This window comes from Brachybacterium sp. FME24 (assembly GCF_014897705.1).
GTDB lineage: Bacteria > Actinomycetota > Actinomycetes > Actinomycetales > Dermabacteraceae > Brachybacterium.
In genome coordinates, this window is record NZ_JABUXV010000007.1 from 239,295 (window position 1) to 258,435 (window position 19,141).

The following is a 19,141-nucleotide window of genomic DNA, read 5'->3' on the forward strand; positions in this document are numbered from 1 at the left end:
TCTGGGAGGTAACCACCGATGGACGCACCGCACGGACCGGACCCGGATCCGATCCCTGACCCGGGCATAGGACCCGGCCCGGACTCAGGCCCACGTCAGATCCCGGAGGGCTCCCCTGCCGCCACGGGCGCCGAGTCCCGCCCGACCGGGCCCGCCGGCTTCGGCGACTTCTGGCGACGGACGCTCGCGGCCGACGTCGGCCGCGGCGACCCGAGCTTCGTGACCGTCGAATCCTCGCTGCGCAGCATCGTGGTGGAGGACGTGACCTTCGCCGGCTTCGGCGGCCATCCCGTCAAGGGCTGGATGCTGACCCCGGCCACCGGGTGTCCTCGCGGCACCGTGATCCAGTTCCTCGGCAACAACACCGGCCGCGGGCTGCCCGAGCAATGGACGCTGCTCCCCAGCGCGGGCTATGCGACGTTCGTGATGGACAACCGCGGACAGACGGGGCCCGCCTCCGTGGGCGACACCCCGGACCCCGTCGGCAGCGGACCCCAGATCATCGGGCGTATGACCTCGGGCATCGCACATCCCGAGGAGTACTACTACCGCCGCCTGTTCACGGACGCCGTCTGCGCCGTGAGGGCCGTCCGCCACCACGCGGCAGCCGGCACGGCAACGGGCACAGGCACAGGCACAGGCACAGCAGCGGACAGTGCCATGGGCACCGCCTCGGGCTCGACGGTCGGCCCCGCTCCGAGCGCCCACAGGATCTTCGTCGCCGGCGGGAGCCAAGGGGGCGCCACCGCGCTGGCCGTCGCGGGACTCTGCGACGACCTCGCCGGCGTCCTCGTCGACGTCCCCCTGCTCTGCGACATCCGCAGCGCGGTCGAGACGGCCACGGCGGGCCCCTATCTGGAGATCCTCGATCTCCTGCGGACCCGACGCGGGAACGAGGATGCGGTGTTCGAGGTGCTGTCGTTCTTCGACGGGAAGCACTTCGCCTCCCGGGCGCGAATCCCCGCGCTCTTCTCCGTCGGCCTGCTCGATCCGGTCTGCCCTGCCGGCTCCGTCCAAGCCGCCTTCGCCGCGTACGCCGGGGCCGAGAAGACCCTGTGCACGTATCCGTACGACGGCCATGAGCACGGCCAGTGGCAGCACAAGCGCCGCCATCTGGAGTTCCTCGACCATCACACCGCCGGAGGTACCACCTGATCAGCCCGCAGTTCCCGGCACTGACTCGCGGCGGGCGTAGGCGTCGGTGAGCTCTGCTGCGCGGATGAGAACGGCCTCGCGGCGGCCCGGATCAGCCGCGACGTCCTGGATGACCCAGGCCATCGCCACGGCCGCGTCATCCATCAGGCGATACCCCTCGTCGGTCGCGGCGTGGGCGGCGAACTCGCGGGTGTGCAGAGCGCCGCCGGCGCCGGTGATGCCCACGAAGGGGTGCAGGGCCGGTACCCGCTGGGACACATTGCCCATGTCGGTGGAGGCGGCCATGACACCGAGCGAGCCGGCAAGCGGACGGCCCAGCGCCGCCATCGCCTGGTTCCATGCTGCGCCGAGCACCTCGTCCTGCCGCAGCGGTTCGTAGGTGGGCTCGGAGGCCGAGATCTCCAGCGAGCAACCGGTGGCGACGGCGCCGGCCTCGAGGCAGGCGACCAGCTGGGAGCGCAGCTGCTCGAACTCGGGCATCGTCAGCGCGCGGCACTCGAAGTCGATCAGCGCGGTCTCCGGAACGATGTTGGTGACCCCCGACTGCTGCGGGATCAGGGCCAGGCGCTGGCCGTCCTTGATCCGCTGACGCAGCAGGCCGGCGGCGACCTGGGCGATCACGGCGGCGTCGTTCGCATTGATGCCGTCGGTGGGGTTCGCCGCGGCGTGGGCGCCGCGGCCGGTGTAGGTGGCGCGCCAACGGCCCACCGCCTGGCTGGTCGAGCCGAGCACGTCATAGGTCTCGGTGTGCGGGGTGGGGTGGGCCATCAGCGAGAGATGCACCCCGTCGAAGACGCCGCGCTCGATGAGGAGCTGCTTGCCGCCACCGTGCTCCTCCGCGGGGGTGCCGATGACCTGCAAGGTCACGTCCAGCTCGTCGACCATGTCGAAGAGGGCGAGGGCCGCGCCGAGCGAGGAGCCGGCGATCAGATTGTGCCCGCAGCCATGGCCGATCTCGGGCAGCGCGTCGTACTCCACGCACAGCGAGGCGACCAGCGCGCCCGATCCGGCGGTGGCGCGGAAGGCGGTGGGCAGGTCCGCGATGCCCCGCTCCACGCTGAAGCCCGCGCGCTCCAGCAGGTCCGCGCAGCGCTCATGGGCATGGTGCTCTGCGAAGGCGATCTCCGGGTCCCCGTGGATCGCCCGGGCGACGGCCAGAACGTCGTCCCGGCGAGCGCGGTAGGCGGCAGCGATCCGTGACGTGGCGGGATCCGGGGGTGCAGGGGCGGCGTCGGTGGTCACAGGCCGATCCTGCCATGGCGGACCCGCATCGGGTGGCGCCACCGGGACGCGACGCGATCACCGTCGCCCGCTGCCCTCTTGTCTCGCCTGCGTACTGGCCTACTGGCCTACTGGCTGGAGCGCAGCAGGGCCGGCACGAGGGCGGCGCCGTCGCCCGCGCAGTACAGACGTGCGGGGCGCCCGCCGGTCGGGGCCGCGTACCTCTCGAGCTCGACGAGGAAGCCCTCGGTGCGGGTGGCCTTGCGGTGGAAGTTGCCGGCATCCAGGGTCGTGCCCCAGACGCTCTCGTAGACGCCCCGCAGCTGCGAGATCGTGAACTCCTGCGGCAGGAATGTGACGGCGAGGGTCGTGTACTCGAGCTTGGCGCGGGCGCGCTCGATGGAGCACGCCAGCACCTCGGCGTGATCGAAGGCCAGGTCGATCGCGGCGAGCTCGTCGACGCTCCACCAGCGGGCGTCGGCGACGTCGCCCCCGCGCTGCGGATCCGGGAGATCCGCCCCCAGGGCCATGAACGCGACCGAGACGACGCGGCCACGGGGGTCGCGCTGCGGGGCGCCGAAGGTTCGGACCTGCTCGAGGTGCACGGCACCGCTGCCCAGAGAGGCCTCGTCGGCGAGCACGCGATAGGCGGCGTCCTCGAGGTCTTCCTCGAGGTCGATGAACCCTCCCGGGAGCGCCCACGCCCCACGATGCGGCTCGTCGTCCCGCTGGACCAGCAGGACGTTGAGGGTGTCGTCCCGAAGGGTCAGGACGATGAGGTCGACGGCGACTCGGATGTCTTCGGCAAGGGAGACCATGCAGCCACCCTAGGACCGGTTATGGTCACGCTGACTACTCGTGAAGCGCTCATCACAGCGTCCGTTCCTGCGTCGTCGCTCACAGTGCGCCACTGCCTGCGACGTTGCGACCATCGCACGGTCAGTCCGCGATCCAGCGTGCCCACTTCTCGGCGCGATGCTCGGCTTCGACGATCCGCACCGTGCCCGAGGTCGAGCGCATGACGATCGACTCGGTGTTGATGCGGTCGTTCTGGTAGCGCACACCCCGCAGCAGGTCCCCGTCGGTGATGCCGGTGGCCGCGAAGTAGCAGTTGTCCGAGGTGACCAGATCGGAGGTGGTGAGCACCCGGTCCAGATCGTGGCCGGCGTCGATCGCCTTCTGCCGCTCGTCGTCGTCGATCGGGGCGAGGCGGCCCTGGATCATGCCACCGGTGGCCTTGACGGCGCACGCAGCGATGATGCCCTCGGGGGTGCCACCGGTCCCCAGCAGCATGTCCACACCGGAACCGCGCGCGGCCGCGATCGCCCCGGCGACGTCACCGTCCATGATGAACTTGACGCGCGCCCCGGCGTCACGGATCTCCTGGACCAGCGGCTCGTGGCGCGGACGCTCCAGCACGCACACCGTCACCTGGCTGACCGGCTTGTTCAGCGACTTCGCGACCAGGGCGATGTTCTGCTTGATCGGCAGGCGCAGGTCGACGAACTCGGCGGCCGCGGGGCCCACCACCATCTTCTCCATGTAGAACACGGCCGAAGGGTCGTACATGCCGCCCCTCTCGGCCACGGCGAACACCGCGAGCGCATTGTTGTAGCCCAGCGCGGTCAGGCGGGTGCCGTCGATCGGATCCACCGCGACGTCGACGTCCGGCCCGGTGCCGTCACCGACGCTCTCGCCGTTGTACAGCATGGGGGCCTCGTCCTTCTCGCCCTCGCCGATCACGACGGTGCCGTTCATGCGCACGGTGTCCATGAAGGTTCGCATCGCGTCGACAGCGGCGCCGTCCGCCATGTTCTTGTCTCCCGCACCCACCCAGCGGGCACCGGCGATGGCGGCGGCCTCGGTCACGCGGACCAGTTCCAGGGCGAGGTTGCGATCCGGGGCGGTCGAGGTGATGTCAGGGCTGGTCATGAGGGCCTCCGTCGTCGTCGAGGTCGTGGCACGTCGCCAGTGCTGGCCCGCGATCCTGCCGGGGGCGGCGTGACGGTGCGGGTCCATCGGACTCTACCTGGCTGGCGGGCGGGACCGAGCGGCTGGGGGCGAATCTGCCCCACTCAGCAGATGGCCACGTCTGCGACGACACGCGGCGACGTGACCACCGCAGCCGCTCGGGGCAGCCCTCCCGGGTTCATGCGGGCCTCCCCGCACCCTGAACCCTCACGCACGCAGTGGCGCCCTGTGCGCTGGCGGACCGCAGGAAGCGGAACCTGCACACAGAGCGCCGGTGGAGACGTCGCAGCGAGACGTCCGGGCTGCGGAAGGGAAGGAGAGTCAGGCGGTGACGGCTGTCTGCTCGCGGGTCGCGGCGCGGTCCTTGATGCCGCCGCGGATCGCGACGTAGAGCGCGATGAGGCCGACGGTCAGGAGCATGTGGCCCAGGCCGGCGATACCGGGGATGGCAGCGGTGGTGGTGGTCGGGTCCTGGCCGTCCAGGGTGAGGATGCCGCGCACGGCCTGCATCACCACGGTGATCACCAGGCCGACGTTGTAGGTCCAGTAGAAGACCGAGAAGGAGCGGCGCCCGCTCAGGGAGAAGATCGCGTCCAGGGCCAGGACCAGCAGGAACATGACCATGCCGAGGACGAGAAGGTGGGTGTGGAGGGTGCCCAGCTGGGTGTGGGTACCGATGGTGTCGGTGGCCTTCGTGAACTCCCGGTAGAAGAGTCCGGAGGCAAGGCCGAGAAGGATGTAGGCAAAGGCAGTGTTGAGGAGTCGCTTCATGTCTTCGACTCTATGGAGCTGCCGTGACCAGGAGATCAACCGAAGGATTGAGCCTCGAGCCGGCTCGGCGGGCGCCGCGGCACTGCCTGCCCGCGAGATGTCCGCGAGCGCCCGGCCGCGCCCGGATCTCAGGCCTCGACGGGTCGGCGGATCGACAGGATGTGCCATGCCCAGAACACTCCGCCGAGCAGGGCGAAGCCGAGGGACGTGGCCGCGAGGGTCGCGAGACTCGTGGCGACCAGCGGCGCGATCGCTCCGGCGAGCAGGGCATTGAGCACCAGCCCGAAGAACGTGCCCAGTGACGCCGCGGCGCCGCGCTCGTGCGGGAACAGATCCAGCACCTCGAGCTGGATGGGCGCGAACAGCAGGGCGACGGTGAAGGCGATCAGCATCGGCCCGGTCACCGCGAACAAATGCGCCCAGGTGACCCCACCCGTGAATTCCGGAGCGAACGAGACCAGCACCAGGTTCAGGATCGTCGCGACGAGGGTGCCGAGGAACCCGAGGGTGATCAGCCTGCTGCGGTCCACCAGATCAGCGACGCGGCCCACCATCCAGGCCCCGGACATCATGCCGATGATCAGCGGGACGAACAGCACCCAGAAATCCTGCTCCCCGAGCCCCAGCAGGCGCACCACGAACAGCGAGGCTCCCGCGATGAACACGAACTGCGAGGCGAATCCGAAAGCGGAGGCCGCCGCGACCCGCAGCATCACCGGTGAGCGGCCCACATGCAGCAGGGACCCCAGCAGCGAGCGGACCCGCAGAGGGCTGCGCGCCTCGGGAGGCAGGGTCTCGGGCAGCTTCAGGGTCAGGGCGAGCACGACCAGCCCGTAGACGCCGACGCCGGCGAACACCCAGCGCCAGTCGCCCAGCAGTAGCAGCCAGCCGCCGAAGATCGGGGCGATCGCCGGAGCGACCGAGAAGATCATCATGACCTGAGCCATCAACCGCTGCGCCTCCGAGCCGGAGAACATGTCACGGATGACGACTCGCGAGACGATGGTGGCGGCGCCGGCGCTCATCCCCTGCAGCACCCGCAGCAGGATCAGGCTGCCCAGGCTCGGCGCGAGCACGCAGCCGAACATGCCGATCAGGTAGATCACCAGGCCACCGATCATGACCTTCTTGCGTCCCAGCGCGTCCGAGAGCGGCCCGTGGAAGATGGACATGACCGCGAAGGCCGCGAGGTAGGCGGAGACCAGCTGCTGGAGGGCGACCTCGTCGCTCGCGAACTCCTCACCGATCCGGGTGAAGGCCGGGAACACGGTGTCGATCGTGAAGGGGCCGATCATCGCCAGCGAGGCGAGGGTCAGGGTGATCCGCGCACCGGCCTTCTGCCGCCGCGACGGGGTGGGCGGGACATGGGAGGCGGGGAAGGGCGTGGTCACCGGCTCCACCATAGGCAGGATCGGCGCGCGCGGCATCGTCGTCCCGACAGGCGGAAAGCGCTCGCGCTTCCGTGCGCTTCGCGCAGCGGCGGGCATAAGCTTGGCTTCGGCATCGTCGCCCGTGCGACGGGGCCGGACGATGTTCTGCGACGTACCCCCTGCGACCTGAGGTCACTCCATGAAGCATTTCGCCATGCCGCACACCGACATCTCCGCACCCAATGTGGTGCTGGGGCTGATGCGCATCGCCGAGAAGTCCGACGACGAGATCCGCACCCTGGTGCGCACCGCGCGCGACGCGGGGATCAATTTTCTCGACCACGCCGACGTCTATGGGGGCGAGCTGCATCGGTGCGAGGCCCGCTTCGCCCAGGCGCTGCAGCTCAGCCCCTCCGAGCGCGAGCAGGTCACCTTGCAGACCAAGGCCGGCATCGTGCCGGACGGCCCCTACTTCGACTACTCCTCCGAGCACCTCATCGAGTCCGTCGAGGGTTCGCTGAAGGCCCTGCAGACCGACTACATCGACATCCTGCTGCTCCACCGTCCCGACGCCCTGGTGGAGCCCGAGGAGGTCGCGCGCGCCTTCGACGAGCTGCACACGAGCGGCAAGGTGCGCAATTTCGGAGTCTCCAACCACACTCCGCGCCAGATCGATCTGCTGGCCAAGCACCTGAACCAGCCGATCGTCGCCAACCAGCTGCAGCTGTCGATCACCCATTCCACGTTCATCGCCCAGGGTGTGGCGGCGAACATGCAGGGCACGGACCAGGCGATCGTGCGTGACGGCGGCGGCATGCTGGACTACTGCCGTCTGCACGACATCACCGTGCAGGCCTGGTCCCCGTTCCAGGCCGGGTTCTTCGACGGCGTCTTCCTGGGCAACCCGAAGTACGCGGAGCTCAACGAGGTCGTCGATCGGCTCGCGGCGAAGTACGACGTGGCACCCGAGGCGATCGCGACAGCGTGGATCACGCGCCATCCGGCGCAGATGCAGGTGGTCCTGGGCACCACGACTCCCCAGCGGGTGGCGGACTCCGCAGCGGGCTCGGAGATCCCGCTGACCCGCCCCGAGTGGTACGAGCTGTTCCGCGCGGCCGGGTGGATCGTGCCCTGATCGACGAGCGCCGGCATCGGTTCCGGGGGTGCGCCGTCGTCGCCCCACCGGAGGCGGCGCAGGCACGCCGCGGCAACACCTTCCTGGTCAGGTGCGATCCGGCGAGGATGACGACCGGGCTCACGGAACACACACGGAGCATTCGACCCAGGTGCCGCATCGAAGCGGCAAGGAGGCACAGCATATGGCTCAGCGGGACAGGCGCATCGGACTGGTCGGCTACGGAGACGTGTCCGTCGTGCACGTCGGGGCGATCGCAGCGCTCGACGGCCTCGAGCTCGTCGGCATCGCCGACCGCGACCCCGAGGCGCGCGAACGGGCCGCCGCCGCGACCGGCCTGCCCACGTACACCGACGTCGAGGAGCTGATCGACGCGCTGCACCCTGACGCCGTGCACGTGACGACCCCGCACGACCAGCACGTCGGCCCCTCGCTGGCCGCCCTGGAGCAGGGCGTGCACGTGCTGCAGGAGAAGCCGCTGGCGCACACCCTCGCCGAGGGGACCCGACTCGTCGAAGCGATCGGATCCACCACCGCCGCACGGGCCGACGGCGGCGAGGGCTCCCCGAAGATCGGGATCTGCTTCCAGAACCGCTACAACCGGGCCAGCCAGGAGCTCGCCCGCCTGCTTCGCAGCGGTGAGCTCGGGGAGGTGCATGGCGCGTGGGCGTCGGTCGTGTGGAGCCGCACTGCGGACTACTACGCCGCCAAGCCGTGGCGCGGCCGCTGGGAGAACGCCGGCGGCGGCCTGCTCATCAACCAGGCGATACACACCCTGGATCTCGTGCAGTGGCTGCTCGGCCCGGTCGAGCGCACCGAGGGTCTGGTCTCCCAGAAGAAGTTCGCGGGCGTCACCGAGGTCGAGGACACCGCCGATCTCGTGCTGCACCACTCCTCCGGCATCACCACCACGTTCTACGCGACGCTCACCGCGCCGGTGGCACGCCCGGTCGAGCTCGAGGTGGCCACCACGAACGCGTACCTCGAGGTGCGCTCGGGCCGCGGTGGCGGACTCACGGTGCGCTGGGCCGACGGCCGCGTGGACACCTTCTCCGACCGGACCGCGTCTGCGGGGGGCCGCTCCTATTGGGGCGTCTCCCATGAGGAGCTGATCGCGGACTTCCACGCCTCCCTCGATGCGCCCGAGCCGTTCTGGATCGGGCCCGGCGAGGCCATGGCGTCATTGCAGATCCTCAAGGAGGCGTACGCCAACAGCGGCACGGGGAGCTGAGGGCGCAGGACCGGTCTGGCGCTCCTCTCAGCAGGGGCCGCCGATCAGCAGGGGCCGCCGATGATCCCGAATCCTCGCAGCGCGTGGACCACGGCCGCGATCACGAGGACGCCGGCAAGCAGGTGCACGATCCATCACGCCGGACCGACGGGGACCGGAACGCGCGAAGGCCGGCGCGACAGCGCGTCGGGCGCATCGCACCGGCCTCCGGGGACGGGATGTCGGTCAGATGATCGGGCGGCCCTCCTTGCGGGCCTCCTTGACATCCTTGAGGAATCCGCGGGCGATGGTGATCAGGATGCCGAGCACAAGCACCGGCCACGTGAGCAGATAGACGGTCAGCAGAGCGGTCATGGCGTTCTCTCCTTGTCAGAGGTGAATTCTCCTCGAGGAGGGCGGGCAGCCCTTCCTGGGAGGTGTCGGATCAGCGGCCGGTGGGCGCGGCGGCCTCGGAAGCCGGCGGCCGGCCGTCGGTCGTCTCGATCGGGTCGGCGACGCCCGCCTCCTCGTCGAAGTCACCGGTGATCTTATTGATCACCGAGAAGTCGAACTCCTGCGTCGAGCGGAAGCTCATCAGGTAGCAGACCAGGAAGGAGACGGAGTACGCGACCAGCGAGCCGGACAGCGTCTCGAAGTCGCGCAGGTAGCCGAAGCCGAACGGCAGCACGGCCACCGTGGCGATGGCGCCGACGACCAGTGCGGGGCGCAGCCCGAAGAAGCCGAAGGCCATGATGCCCAGAACCACGCCGACGCCGAGGATCGCGAGCGCCTCGACGAGGAGGGCCCAGGGCCCGGTGAGCGGGATCAGCGTGAAACGCACCGGCAGGAACACGATGAGCGCGGCCAGCACCGAGACGGTGAAGGCCTTGTTGGTGATCTTCTTCCAGTAGAAGGAGGCGATCACCGGGAACACCAGGCAGCCCCACAGGGCGCCGACGAACACCAGCAGGTCCAGGATGTTGAACCTCGCGGTGGCGAAGAACAGCGCCGCGGCGGTGGCCACGATCATGGTGATCCGGCCGATCAGGATCATCAGCTTCGGGTTCGCATTCTTGCGCCCGACGGACTGGCCGTAGATGTCGGTCATCACGATCGAGCTGAGGGCCGACAGGTCGGAGTCGGCGGTCGAGGACAGCGAACCGATGATCATGATGAAGGCGAGGGCCACCAGGACCACCGGCAGGTAGGTGCCGACCATCTGCGGCAGCAGGTTGTTGACGTCGCCGCCCGCGGGCTCGATGCCCAGGTAGAGCGCCATCACGCCGATCATGCCGATACCGATCACGGTCGCGCCGTACCCGATGGTGGCGGTGATGAAGGTGGGCTTGATGAGGTCCTCGCGCACGGCGAACAAGCGCTGCGCGATGGTCTGGTTGCCGATCGCATAGGCGAGTACGGCCGCGATGTACGGGGCGCCCTGGTTCATGAAGGCGTCCGAGGAGAAGAAGCTCTCCTGCTGCGGGGTGACGTGGCCGGCGGCGACACCGTCGGCGAACATCGACGGCCCGCCGACGACGAAGAACACGGCCGGGATGATGATGACCGCTGCACCGAGCATGGCGAGGACCTGCGCGAAGTCGGTCAGGACCGAGGCTCGGAACCCTGACCACAAGGTGTAGAGGAGCACGCCGGCGGCGATGATCAGGATCCCGGCACCGAAGTTGAGCGGGGAGAGCATCGCGATGATCGCGCCGCCCGCGATGAAGTTCGACGTCAGGGAGATGACCGAACCCAGCACGTTGGACCCGGCGAGCATCAGCTGCGAGGAACGACCGTGCCGGGCGTACATGACCTCGGCGAGCGTGTGCGCCTTGGGCGCGACCTGCCGGATCCGCTTGCCGAAGGGGTAGATGAACAGGATCATCAGGGCGCCCCACAGCCCGTAGTGGATGGGGCCGGAGACGCCGTAGGTGTACCCGGCCGTCACCGAGGCGTACATCGAGGACGCCCAGATCCAGGTGGCGGTCATGGAAGCGGCGGAGACGCCGAATCCGATCTTGTTCCCGGCGGTCATGTAGTCGTCGGCGTTCTCCTTCTTCCGGGAGATCGCGACGGACATCCACATCGTGCCGCCGTAGAACAGCAGCAGCAGGAGGATGACCCCGATGATTCCGAGCTGGGAGATCTCTCCCGCAGGTGCTGGTGGCACGCTGACTTCCTTTCATCGCAGACAGTTCGGTCACGGTCGGCCGGTCTGCCCCGTCGCATGCGCTCAGGGCGCGCGGAGGCCATCGTGGTTCCACAGCGGGCCGACCGACAATCGACCCCCTGAGCGGGTGCCGTCCGACATCGACCCGGGCGATGTCTCGCATCTGCTCCGGGGATGTGAACCGCGACGGCTACGGCAGGTCCGCGCTCCTGAGGAACCGGTTCCCGCTCGTGTCGACCACGCTTGGGGCCGCATAGATACTCGCACAAGGGGCGACGGATGGCTAGTTGGGAAGTAACTGTGCGGTTACACATGCAGGTCATGGCGCAGAAACTGATTGTCGGACAAACGGATTATCGATGGAATCGCGGTCGCGGCGCATGGGGATGCAGCGGCCCGACTGTCTCGCCAGCGGCGAGGTGGTGCGCCACCACGAGCGCTCCCTCGACGCCCTGAACTCTGTGGAGGAAGCCCTCGAGCGGTACTGGTGAGGCGCGGCGGCCGCCCGCCGCCCACCCGGCCGAGAATCACCGACCCGCCCGTACCCCTCACCCCCGTCCCGAGGAGGACCCATGGCTCCCGCCGCCGATAGCTCTGACATCGACCCGAACGCCGGAATCCACGTCATGAGCTTCAACGCGCTCTTCCAGACAGCTCCTCCCCCGGCGATCCCGAGCACTGGCCGGATCGTGCCCCGCGATCGAGGCGCTGCTGACGGCGGACCGTCCTGACCTGCTGGGGCTCCAGGAGATGCAGGCCTGGACGTACGATCCGATCGAGAAGGGCCTGGGGCCGACGTATCGCTGCGTCGGCATGGCGGAGTCCGGGGGCGGCGACGGGCTCATCACCCCGATCTTCTACCGCGCCGACCGCTTCGAGCTCACCGCCTGGAACCAGTTCTGGCTGTCCGACCGCCCCCGCGAGATCGGATCCGTGAGCTGGGGGAACACCCGCCCGCGAACGGCCGTCTGGGCCAGGTTCCGCGACCGGGTCAGCGGTACCGAGTTCGCGCACGTCAACACCCACCTCGACCACGTGATCACCCAGGCCACGGTCAAGGGCGCCCAGCTGATCGTCGACACCCTCCAGCAGTTCCACTTCTCCGGGCTACCCACGATCACCACGGGCGACTTCAATTCCGTGGCCAAGCAGTCACCGGCATACGACGTCCTCGTCGACAGCTTCGGATTGAAGGATTCCTGGCTCTCCGCCGAGGAGCAGCTCAGCCCGGGTTGGGGAACTTTCCCGCACTTCGAGGACGTCCGCGAATCCGAGTTCCGCATCGACTGGATCCTGCTCAGCTCGGGAGTGCGCGTACTGGACGCGACGATCGACGGCTTCCGCCCGGGAGGCATCTTCCCGAGCGACCACCTTCCGGTGCGTGCCCGGGTCGAACTCCCCGGCAACGCCCCCTGACCTCGACGTTCTCTGCAGGCGGCGCGACCTCGCCAGGTCTGCGTCCTCCATTCCGGCAGTCGTCGGCGCAGGCCCACCACAAGCGCGACAGGCCCGATCGAAAGGGCTGAGAAGGTTCGTCGAAGCGCTCCCCCGATCTTTCGTCGACGACCCTCCCTATTTCCTGCTTCGGCCCCCCAACCGGGCACGCTCAACCAGAATTGTGGCCTGAAGACCGATGATGGTGGCCTCATCGGTCCTCCAGGGACAATTCCGGCACCCGCCCGGGTACCGGGTACCGGCACCCGCCCGGGTGCCGGGTTCCGGCTCCCGCCCCGGGTTCCGGCTCCCGCCCCGGGTTCCGGCTCCCGCCCCGGGGTCCGGCTCCCGCCTAGATACCGGCACCCGGTCCCGTTTCCCGACTCCTGTGGAAGGCCCATCGATGCCGCTGTTCGACATGCCCTTGCCCGCCCTGCGCGAGTACCTCCCTGAGCTCGACGAGCCCTCCGATCTCGACGCGTTCTGGTCGGGCACGTTGGATCGTGCCCGGGCCGTCGAGCCGATCCTCGAGGTGCGACCAGTGGAGACCGGGCTTGCCCTGGTGGACACCTGGGACGTCACCTTCACAGGCCACGACGGGGACCCGATCCGCGCCTGGTACCTGCGCCCGGCAGGGCACGAGGGCGATCTGCCGATGGTCGTGGAGTACCTCGGCTACGGCGGCGGGCGCTCCACCCCGCTGGAGCATCTGACCTGGTCGAACGCCGGGTACGGGCATCTGGTGATGGACACCCGAGGGCAGGGCAGCCGCTGGGGTTCCGGCGGTGCGACCCCGGACCCCGTGGGCTCCGGCCCGGCGGCGCCAGGATCCATGACCCGCGGCATCGAATCCCCTGAGACCTCCTATCTGACCCGGCTCATGACCGATGCGGCGCGCGCGGTCGATGCCGCCCGTGCACTCCCCGGGGCCGACGGACGCGTCGCGGTCACCGGCGGCAGCCAGGGAGGCGGCCTCGCCATCGCCGCAGGCGGACTGGTCCCGGATGTGGACGCCGTGATGGCGAACGTACCGTTCCTGTGCCAGATACGTCGCGCGATCGACCTCACCGACGCCGACCCGTATCAGGAGATCGTCCGCTATCTCGCCGTGAACCGGGACCGGGAGGCGGCCGTGAAGAACACGCTGGGGTACGTCGACGCCGTCCACCTCGCCCGCCGCGCGCGGGCCGACACCCTGTTCTCCGTGGCGCTGCGCGACATGACCTGCCCGCCCTCGACGGTGTTCGCGGCGTACAACCACTGGGCCGGGCTCAGCGAGGCGACCCCGAGCAAGGACATCGAGGTGTACCCGTACAACAACCACGAAGGCGGCGCGGCCGCACAGAGCATGGTGCAGCTCGGGTGGCTGCGCAGGACGATGCCGCTCGCCCCGACGCGCTGAACGCTGTCGGTAGGGACGGGAAGCACGTTCCCCCGAGTCCAGAGGGACCATTCGTGCTCCGTCTGGACGCGAGTGCGCATGTCGTTCCATCGGACAATCGTGCCAAGACCGAAACCTTTCCTTTGGCTTCAGCTTCTCGTCGAGGGAGCCTCCCGGGCATCCACCCTCGCCGCCCGGGACCGTTTCATCCTGAGTTCGACAGCCCTGATCCCATCACCCCTTGACGCCCATCCCACCACTCCTTACGCTAACGGCACCTAGCGCAAGATCGGTATTTTTCTGCAACTTTTCTTTGATGTGCGCTGGGCAGTGGCCAGACCCGCCGGCACCGCAGCCGGCGACGGGCCCAGCCGGCGATCGAGAGCGTCTCGCGGTCCCTGCCGCACGTCGGCGAACGGCCCGTCCTTCCTCGTCACGCCCCGCCAGACGTCGAGTCCCTCCAGGAGCCTCCCATGACCACCCGTGCCACACCCCGCATACCCAGTAGAAGGTCCTTCGTCGGCATGAGCGCCGCCGCCTTCGGCGCCCTCGCCCTGACCTCGTGCGGTGGCAGCGGTTCCGACGAAGGCCCCGACGTCGCCGCCCAGAGCGTCGGCGCCATGGAGTCCTTCGAGGCGGACCAGCAGTTCAAAGCCACGGAGCCGATCACTCTGTCGATCCTATGGACAGACTGGCCCGAACAGCCGGTCACCGACAGTTGGCAGGTGTTCGACCGCATCAAGGAGCTCACCAACGTCGAGCTCGAGCTCACCCACGTCCCTTTCAGCGACAACGTCGAGAAGCGCAGCCTGCTGATCAGCGCGGGCGATGCGCCGACGGTGATCCCGCTGATCTATCGCGGGGACGAGACCCCGTTCGTCTCCTCCGGGGCGATCCTCCCGATGAGCGACTTCGTCGAGCACATGCCCAACTTCCGCAAGTACGTGGAGGAGTGGGAACTCGGGGAGATGATGGAGAACATCCGGCAGGCCGACGGCAAGTACTACATGCTCCCGGGCCTGCAGGAAGTCTGGGTCCCTGCTTTCTCGCTGATCATCCGCAAGGACGTATGGGAGGAGATCGGGATCGGGATCCCCAGCACCTGGGACGAGGTCCACGAAGGTCTCCGGGCGATCAAGGCGAAGTACCCGGGTTCACTCCCCCTTGCTGACGGTTTCGAAGGCCAGTCCCTCATCAATTACGGCGGTTACGCCTTCGGGACTCGCGCGGGGTGGGGGTTCGGTGACGGGATGATCGGAGGCCAGGACGGGCCCATGTCCTACGCAGCCACTACCGAGGAGTACCGGACGATGGTCGAGTACTACCGGACGCTCGTCGAGGAAGGACTGCTGGACCCGGAATCACTCACCGCGGCCAACGACGGCGGCGGCGCAGCCAGCATCGACGCGAAGTTCGCCCAGGAGACCTGTTTCGCGGCCTCGGGCTCCTCGGGCACGGTTTACGAGTTCGCACAGGCCATGGACGCCGCCCTCGGCACGGACAACTACGAGCTCCAGCTCATCCCGCCGCCCGCGGGTCCCGGCGGGAACATCATGGGGCCGCGTAACTTCCTGCACGGGTTCATGCTCAGCACGGAGATCGCATCGTCGGAGAATCTCCTGGCAATCCTGCAGTTCCTGGACTGGCTGTATTTCAATCCCGACGCCCGCGAGATGCTCCGCTGGGGCGTCCAGGACGAGACCTACATCAAGGATTCAGATGGCGGGATCGAACTCGCCGAGGGCTACTCATTGGACAGCTTCGAGCTGAACATGGGTGCGGAGACCGACATCCAGAAGGACCTCGGGTATTCGACCTTTCTGGCAGAATCCACCGAGTCGCGCCCCTTGAAGGAGTCCTACAACTCCGAGGACTTCACGGCCTACATCGACGGCGTCCTGGAAGGGCTCGAGCCGATGCCGCCCTGGGCTCCGGCGCCCCTGGACGAGGCTGAGCTGGAGCAGGCCTCGCTGATGGCGACCCCGCTGAAGGACGCCGTGGATACCAGTACCCTGCAGTTCCTGCTCGGCGAGCGGGACCTGAGCGAATGGGACACCTTCCTGCAGGAGCTCGAGGCTGCGGGATTGCCCGCGTACGTCGACCTGATCAACAGTGCGCGGGATCGGTTCGTCTCCTCGTCGACCTGAGCCTGTGAGCGGAGGGCGGACGACCACTCCACACCGGACTGCTCACTTCGCTCGCATGCGCTCCCCGCACCAGGATGGTCACCCCGTGGGTGACTCCTCCCATTCGGAGTCGGGGACTCCGTTGACCTCTTCGTGGCCTTCGGGGACGTCGAACCGCTGCGCGGTGAGATCGCGGGGCAACAGGGAGAAGCCCTGCCAGTGCATCTCCATCGGTGACTGGTCCTCGTCCTTGGGCACGTGGTGGAAACCGACCGCCACCCAGGAGACGACATCATCGAGAGTCTCGTCGGCGCTGTCCGCCACGAAGTCTTGGACCCCGTCGCCGCAGTCGCCGGAGTTCTTCACCGCGAAGCGCTCGCACCCGTCCTCGTTGGTGAAGGCGACGTCGTACCCGAGCTCGCTCTCGTGAGAGTGCCCCTCGTCGTCGGCCGCGGCGCCGGCCGTGGCGAGGTCGTCGGCGAAGACGAACGAGTCGGTCTTCTCCATCTCGATCTGGTACGAGATCGGGTGCCCGTCGGCATTGAGGACGTCGGGCTGGAGCACGCGCCACCAGCGCCGGTCCTCCCAGGTCGCCGTGGTGGGATTCTGCAGGGGCGTGAGCTTGCCGGGGAGGATCTCGGACTCCTCCCCCATGTCGCCGGAGCGCTCGGCATCGAACTGCTCGACCTGCATTCCGCTCTCGCCGCCGAGCGCCCAGTTCACGCGCCATACGGCGTTGTGAGAATGGCTGGCGGCGTGCTCGTCCTCGCCGACGTCCCAGCCGTGCTCCTCGTCGGTGTAGTCCACGGGGGAGAGATCGCCGGTGGCACCGAGCTGCACGCCGATCGACCCGTCGGCGCCGAAGGTGTATTCCGTGAGGTACTCGTACCACCCGACGCGGGAGACGGTGAACAGCTGCAGATCCGTCTTCCGGGTCGCGGCAGGGGCGACGGCGTCGCTCGAGTGGTAGGCCACGCCGCCGTCGACCTCGCTGGAGCACAGCACGGTGCGAGTCTGCGACTCCCCGTAGGTGCCGTCGCCGATGTTGGGGATGTCCGCCTCGAGCAGCTCGCCGGTGCAGACGTCCTCACCGATGGTCTTCATCTTGCTGCCGCCGAATCCGGATTCGGTGATGTCGTGGGTGTTGCGCCCGCCATCGTCGTACGGCACCTCGAGCTGGGACAGCGACAGCGTGTCGATCAGACTGATGGCTTCGCCCCCCGGTGGGGTGATGTGGAGGTCGGAGACGACGAGCCCCATGTCCGGGTCGATCGACCAGCACATCGACCAGGTGGCGCCGCTCGAGAGGGTCTTCGCGAGCTCCTGCTTGTCGCCGCAGTCCAGCTCTGCCGCCTCTCCGGTGGCGCCTGCGGTCTGCTCGGGTCCTTCGGCCGGGGAGTCCTGGGGGCCGACGATCACCACCCACGCGAGAATGCAGGCGCTGACGACCAGAAATGCTGCCCCCGCGATTGCGCGCTTGCTCATCGATCCTCCGCCGTGATCGGCCCGTCGAGCTGCTGCCGGCTCATCGTCGTGGCCAGCACAGTGCTGTGAATGGAACAGCGGAATGGTGGCGACCCGTTCACACGGGCCGCCACCATTCCTGTCAGCTACATCATCGCGCGATGTAGGTTCACACCTTCGCCCGGTGGCGCGCGACGAGTGCCACGCCACCACCGATGGTCAGCAGCGATGCGAGCGCCGCCAGCGGCATCAGCTCAGAACCGGTGCGCGGCAGGTCGCCGCCGGCACCGTTTCCGGAGCCGCCACTCGATCCATCACCGGAACCGTCGCCGGAACCGTTGCCGGTTCCGTTGCCGGAGCCATCATCCGAGCCGTTGCCCGCACCATTGTCCGAGCCGTTGTCGTCGTCACCTGCGCCGACTCCGGGGGCGTCATCGTCGCCACCCGGTGCCGGGTCGCCGTCGACGTCAGCCGCGGTCACGGTGAGCGAGTCCGAGGCGGAGTTGCCGTCGCTGTCGGTCACGACCAGCTCGTAGTCACCGGGGGTGACATCGGCCGAGACCGTGGCCTCCCCGCTGAACGAGCAGTCGTCGCCGACCTCGACCTCGACCGTGGCGCCGACCGGGTTGCCCTCGGCATCGACGATGCCGACGGTCGCGGTACCGGGAGCGAATCCGGTGCCGGAGATCGACACGGTTCCGCCGGCTTCGACGGAATCCGGCTCGATCGTGACGGTCTGGTCGCCGACGCATGTGCCACCGGCGGCCGCAGTCACCTCGATGGTGTCCGTGGCCTCGTGACCCTCGATATCCGACGCGGTGACGGTGTAGCCGTCGCCCGGGGTCGCATCCTCGGGAATCGGGAGCACGCTGCCCTCGGGGAAGGCACCGTTCTCATCGGCGGTCACCGTGACCGGATCGCCGACTGCATTGCCCTCGGCATCGGCCAGCTGCACGCTGACCTCCGCGTTCGGGGCCCAGCCGCTGGAGACCAGCTCGGACTCGTCGCCGGCAGCCACCGGGGACGAGGCGTCGATCGTGGCCTCGGCCGCAGCCGGGACGATCTCGAGCGTGTCGGTGGCCTCGTTGCCCTCAGGATCCGTCGCGACGACGGTGTAGTCGCCCGGGGTCGCATCCTCAGGGATCGGGAGCACGCTGCCCTCGGGGAAGGCACCGTTCTCGTCCGTGGTGACGGTGACCGGATCGCCGACGGGGTTGCCCTCGGGATCAGTCAGCTGCACGGAGACCTCGGTCCCGGGGGCCCAGGACTCACCGGTCAGAGCGGACTCGCCACCGGCCGGAGCCGGCGAGGAGGCATCGACCAGCGGAGCATCGGCTGCGACGACCGAGATCGTGTCGGTCGCCTCGTTGCCCTCAGGACCCGTCGCGGTGACGGTGTAGTCGCCCGGGGTCGCATCCTCAGGAACCGGCAGCACCGTGCCCTCGGGGAAGGCACCGTTCTCGTCCGTGGTCACCATGACCGGATCGCCGACGGCAGTGCCCTCGGCATCGGCCAGCTGCACGGAGACCTCCGCGTTCGGGGCCCAGCCCTCGGACGTCAGCGTGGACTCATCGCCCACCCGCACCGGCGAGGACGCCTCCAGGGCAACCTCGACCGAATCGGCCGGGGTGATCTCGAGCGTGTCGGTCGCCTCGTTGCCCTCGGGATCGCTCGCGACGACGGTGTAGTCGCCCGGGGTCGCATCCTCAGGGATCGGGAGCACGCTGCCCTCG

General features: G+C 68.7%; 15 protein-coding genes and 1 pseudogene. 7 read left to right on the forward strand and 9 right to left on the reverse strand.

The features are described from left to right. Nucleotides 1-18: 18 nt before the first annotated feature. The gene (locus INT51_RS10210) at nt 19-1,155 is read left to right on the forward strand and encodes an acetylxylan esterase (RefSeq protein WP_193105188.1); all 1,137 of its coding nucleotides are present in this window, start codon (nt 19-21) and stop codon (nt 1,153-1,155) included. On the opposite strand, the gene INT51_RS10215 is transcribed toward INT51_RS10210, so the two are convergent. From INT51_RS10215 to INT51_RS10235, 5 genes are all read right to left on the reverse strand, one after another. Continuing rightward, nucleotides 1,156-2,397, reverse strand: coding sequence for a M20 family metallopeptidase (locus INT51_RS10215; RefSeq protein WP_193105189.1), 1,242 nt, complete (start codon nt 2,395-2,397; stop codon nt 1,156-1,158). Nucleotides 2,398-2,504: 107 nt separating this feature from the next. Further along, on the reverse strand, nt 2,505-3,194 hold the full coding sequence (locus INT51_RS10220) for an NUDIX hydrolase (protein ID WP_193105190.1): 690 nt from the start codon (nt 3,192-3,194) through the stop codon (nt 2,505-2,507). A 121-nt stretch (nt 3,195-3,315) separates the two neighbouring features. After that, complete coding sequence (glpX, locus tag INT51_RS10225) at nt 3,316-4,308, reverse strand: class II fructose-bisphosphatase (protein ID WP_193105191.1); 993 nt, start codon at nt 4,306-4,308, stop codon at nt 3,316-3,318. Nucleotides 4,309-4,668: 360 nt separating this feature from the next. Further along, entirely contained in the window at nt 4,669-5,118 is a 450-nt protein-coding gene (locus tag INT51_RS10230; RefSeq protein WP_193105192.1) for a DUF2871 domain-containing protein, read from the reverse strand. A gap of 128 nt (nt 5,119-5,246) precedes the next feature. Continuing rightward, nucleotides 5,247-6,509: a multidrug effflux MFS transporter gene (locus INT51_RS10235; protein ID WP_304502145.1), complete on the reverse strand. Its 1,263-nt coding sequence runs from the start codon at nt 6,507-6,509 to the stop codon at nt 5,247-5,249. A 178-nt stretch (nt 6,510-6,687) separates the two neighbouring features. Between INT51_RS10235 and INT51_RS10240 the strand changes: the two genes are divergently transcribed. Together INT51_RS10240 and INT51_RS10245 are read left to right on the forward strand one after the other, a co-directional pair. Further along, nucleotides 6,688-7,623 carry an aldo/keto reductase family oxidoreductase gene (locus INT51_RS10240; RefSeq protein WP_193105194.1) on the forward strand — a complete coding sequence of 312 codons (936 nt, stop codon included), beginning with the start codon at nt 6,688-6,690 and terminating at the stop codon, nt 7,621-7,623. Nucleotides 7,624-7,807: 184 nt separating this feature from the next. Further along, a complete protein-coding gene (locus INT51_RS10245; RefSeq protein WP_193105195.1) occupies nt 7,808-8,854 on the forward strand; it encodes a Gfo/Idh/MocA family protein in 1,047 nt (348 codons plus the stop codon). Between the two features lie 225 nt (nt 8,855-9,079). Here INT51_RS10245 and INT51_RS22255 read toward each other — a convergent pair whose 3' ends face one another. Then, nucleotides 9,080-9,208, reverse strand: a complete 129-nt coding sequence (locus INT51_RS22255; RefSeq protein ID WP_226832197.1) for a putative transporter small subunit — start codon at nt 9,206-9,208, stop codon at nt 9,080-9,082. A gap of 70 nt (nt 9,209-9,278) precedes the next feature. Next, on the reverse strand, nt 9,279-11,003 hold the full coding sequence (locus INT51_RS10250; RefSeq protein ID WP_193105196.1) for a sodium:solute symporter family protein: 1,725 nt from the start codon (nt 11,001-11,003) through the stop codon (nt 9,279-9,281). A gap of 359 nt (nt 11,004-11,362) precedes the next feature. Here INT51_RS10250 and INT51_RS22535 point away from each other — a divergent pair, with 359 nt between their 5' ends. From INT51_RS22535 to INT51_RS10265, 4 genes are all read left to right on the forward strand, one after another. Continuing rightward, entirely contained in the window at nt 11,363-11,494 is a 132-nt protein-coding gene (locus INT51_RS22535; RefSeq protein ID WP_255509777.1) for a hypothetical protein, read from the forward strand. Between the two features lie 220 nt (nt 11,495-11,714). Then, a complete protein-coding gene (locus INT51_RS10255; protein ID WP_226832222.1) occupies nt 11,715-12,419 on the forward strand; it encodes an endonuclease/exonuclease/phosphatase family protein in 705 nt (234 codons plus the stop codon). 421 nt (nt 12,420-12,840) lie between these two features. Beyond that, complete coding sequence (locus tag INT51_RS10260; RefSeq protein ID WP_193105197.1) at nt 12,841-13,839, forward strand: acetylxylan esterase; 999 nt, start codon at nt 12,841-12,843, stop codon at nt 13,837-13,839. A 452-nt stretch (nt 13,840-14,291) separates the two neighbouring features. Further along, nucleotides 14,292-15,965, forward strand: coding sequence for an extracellular solute-binding protein (locus tag INT51_RS10265; RefSeq protein ID WP_193105198.1), 1,674 nt, complete (start codon nt 14,292-14,294; stop codon nt 15,963-15,965). 78 nt (nt 15,966-16,043) lie between these two features. Here the strand turns inward: INT51_RS10265 and INT51_RS10270 are convergent, their stop codons facing one another. Next, nucleotides 16,044-17,429, reverse strand: a complete 1,386-nt coding sequence (locus tag INT51_RS10270; RefSeq protein WP_193105199.1) for a copper amine oxidase — start codon at nt 17,427-17,429, stop codon at nt 16,044-16,046. A 148-nt stretch (nt 17,430-17,577) separates the two neighbouring features. Beyond that, a pseudogene (locus INT51_RS10275) lies at nt 17,578-19,141 on the reverse strand (hypothetical protein); the annotation flags it as partial.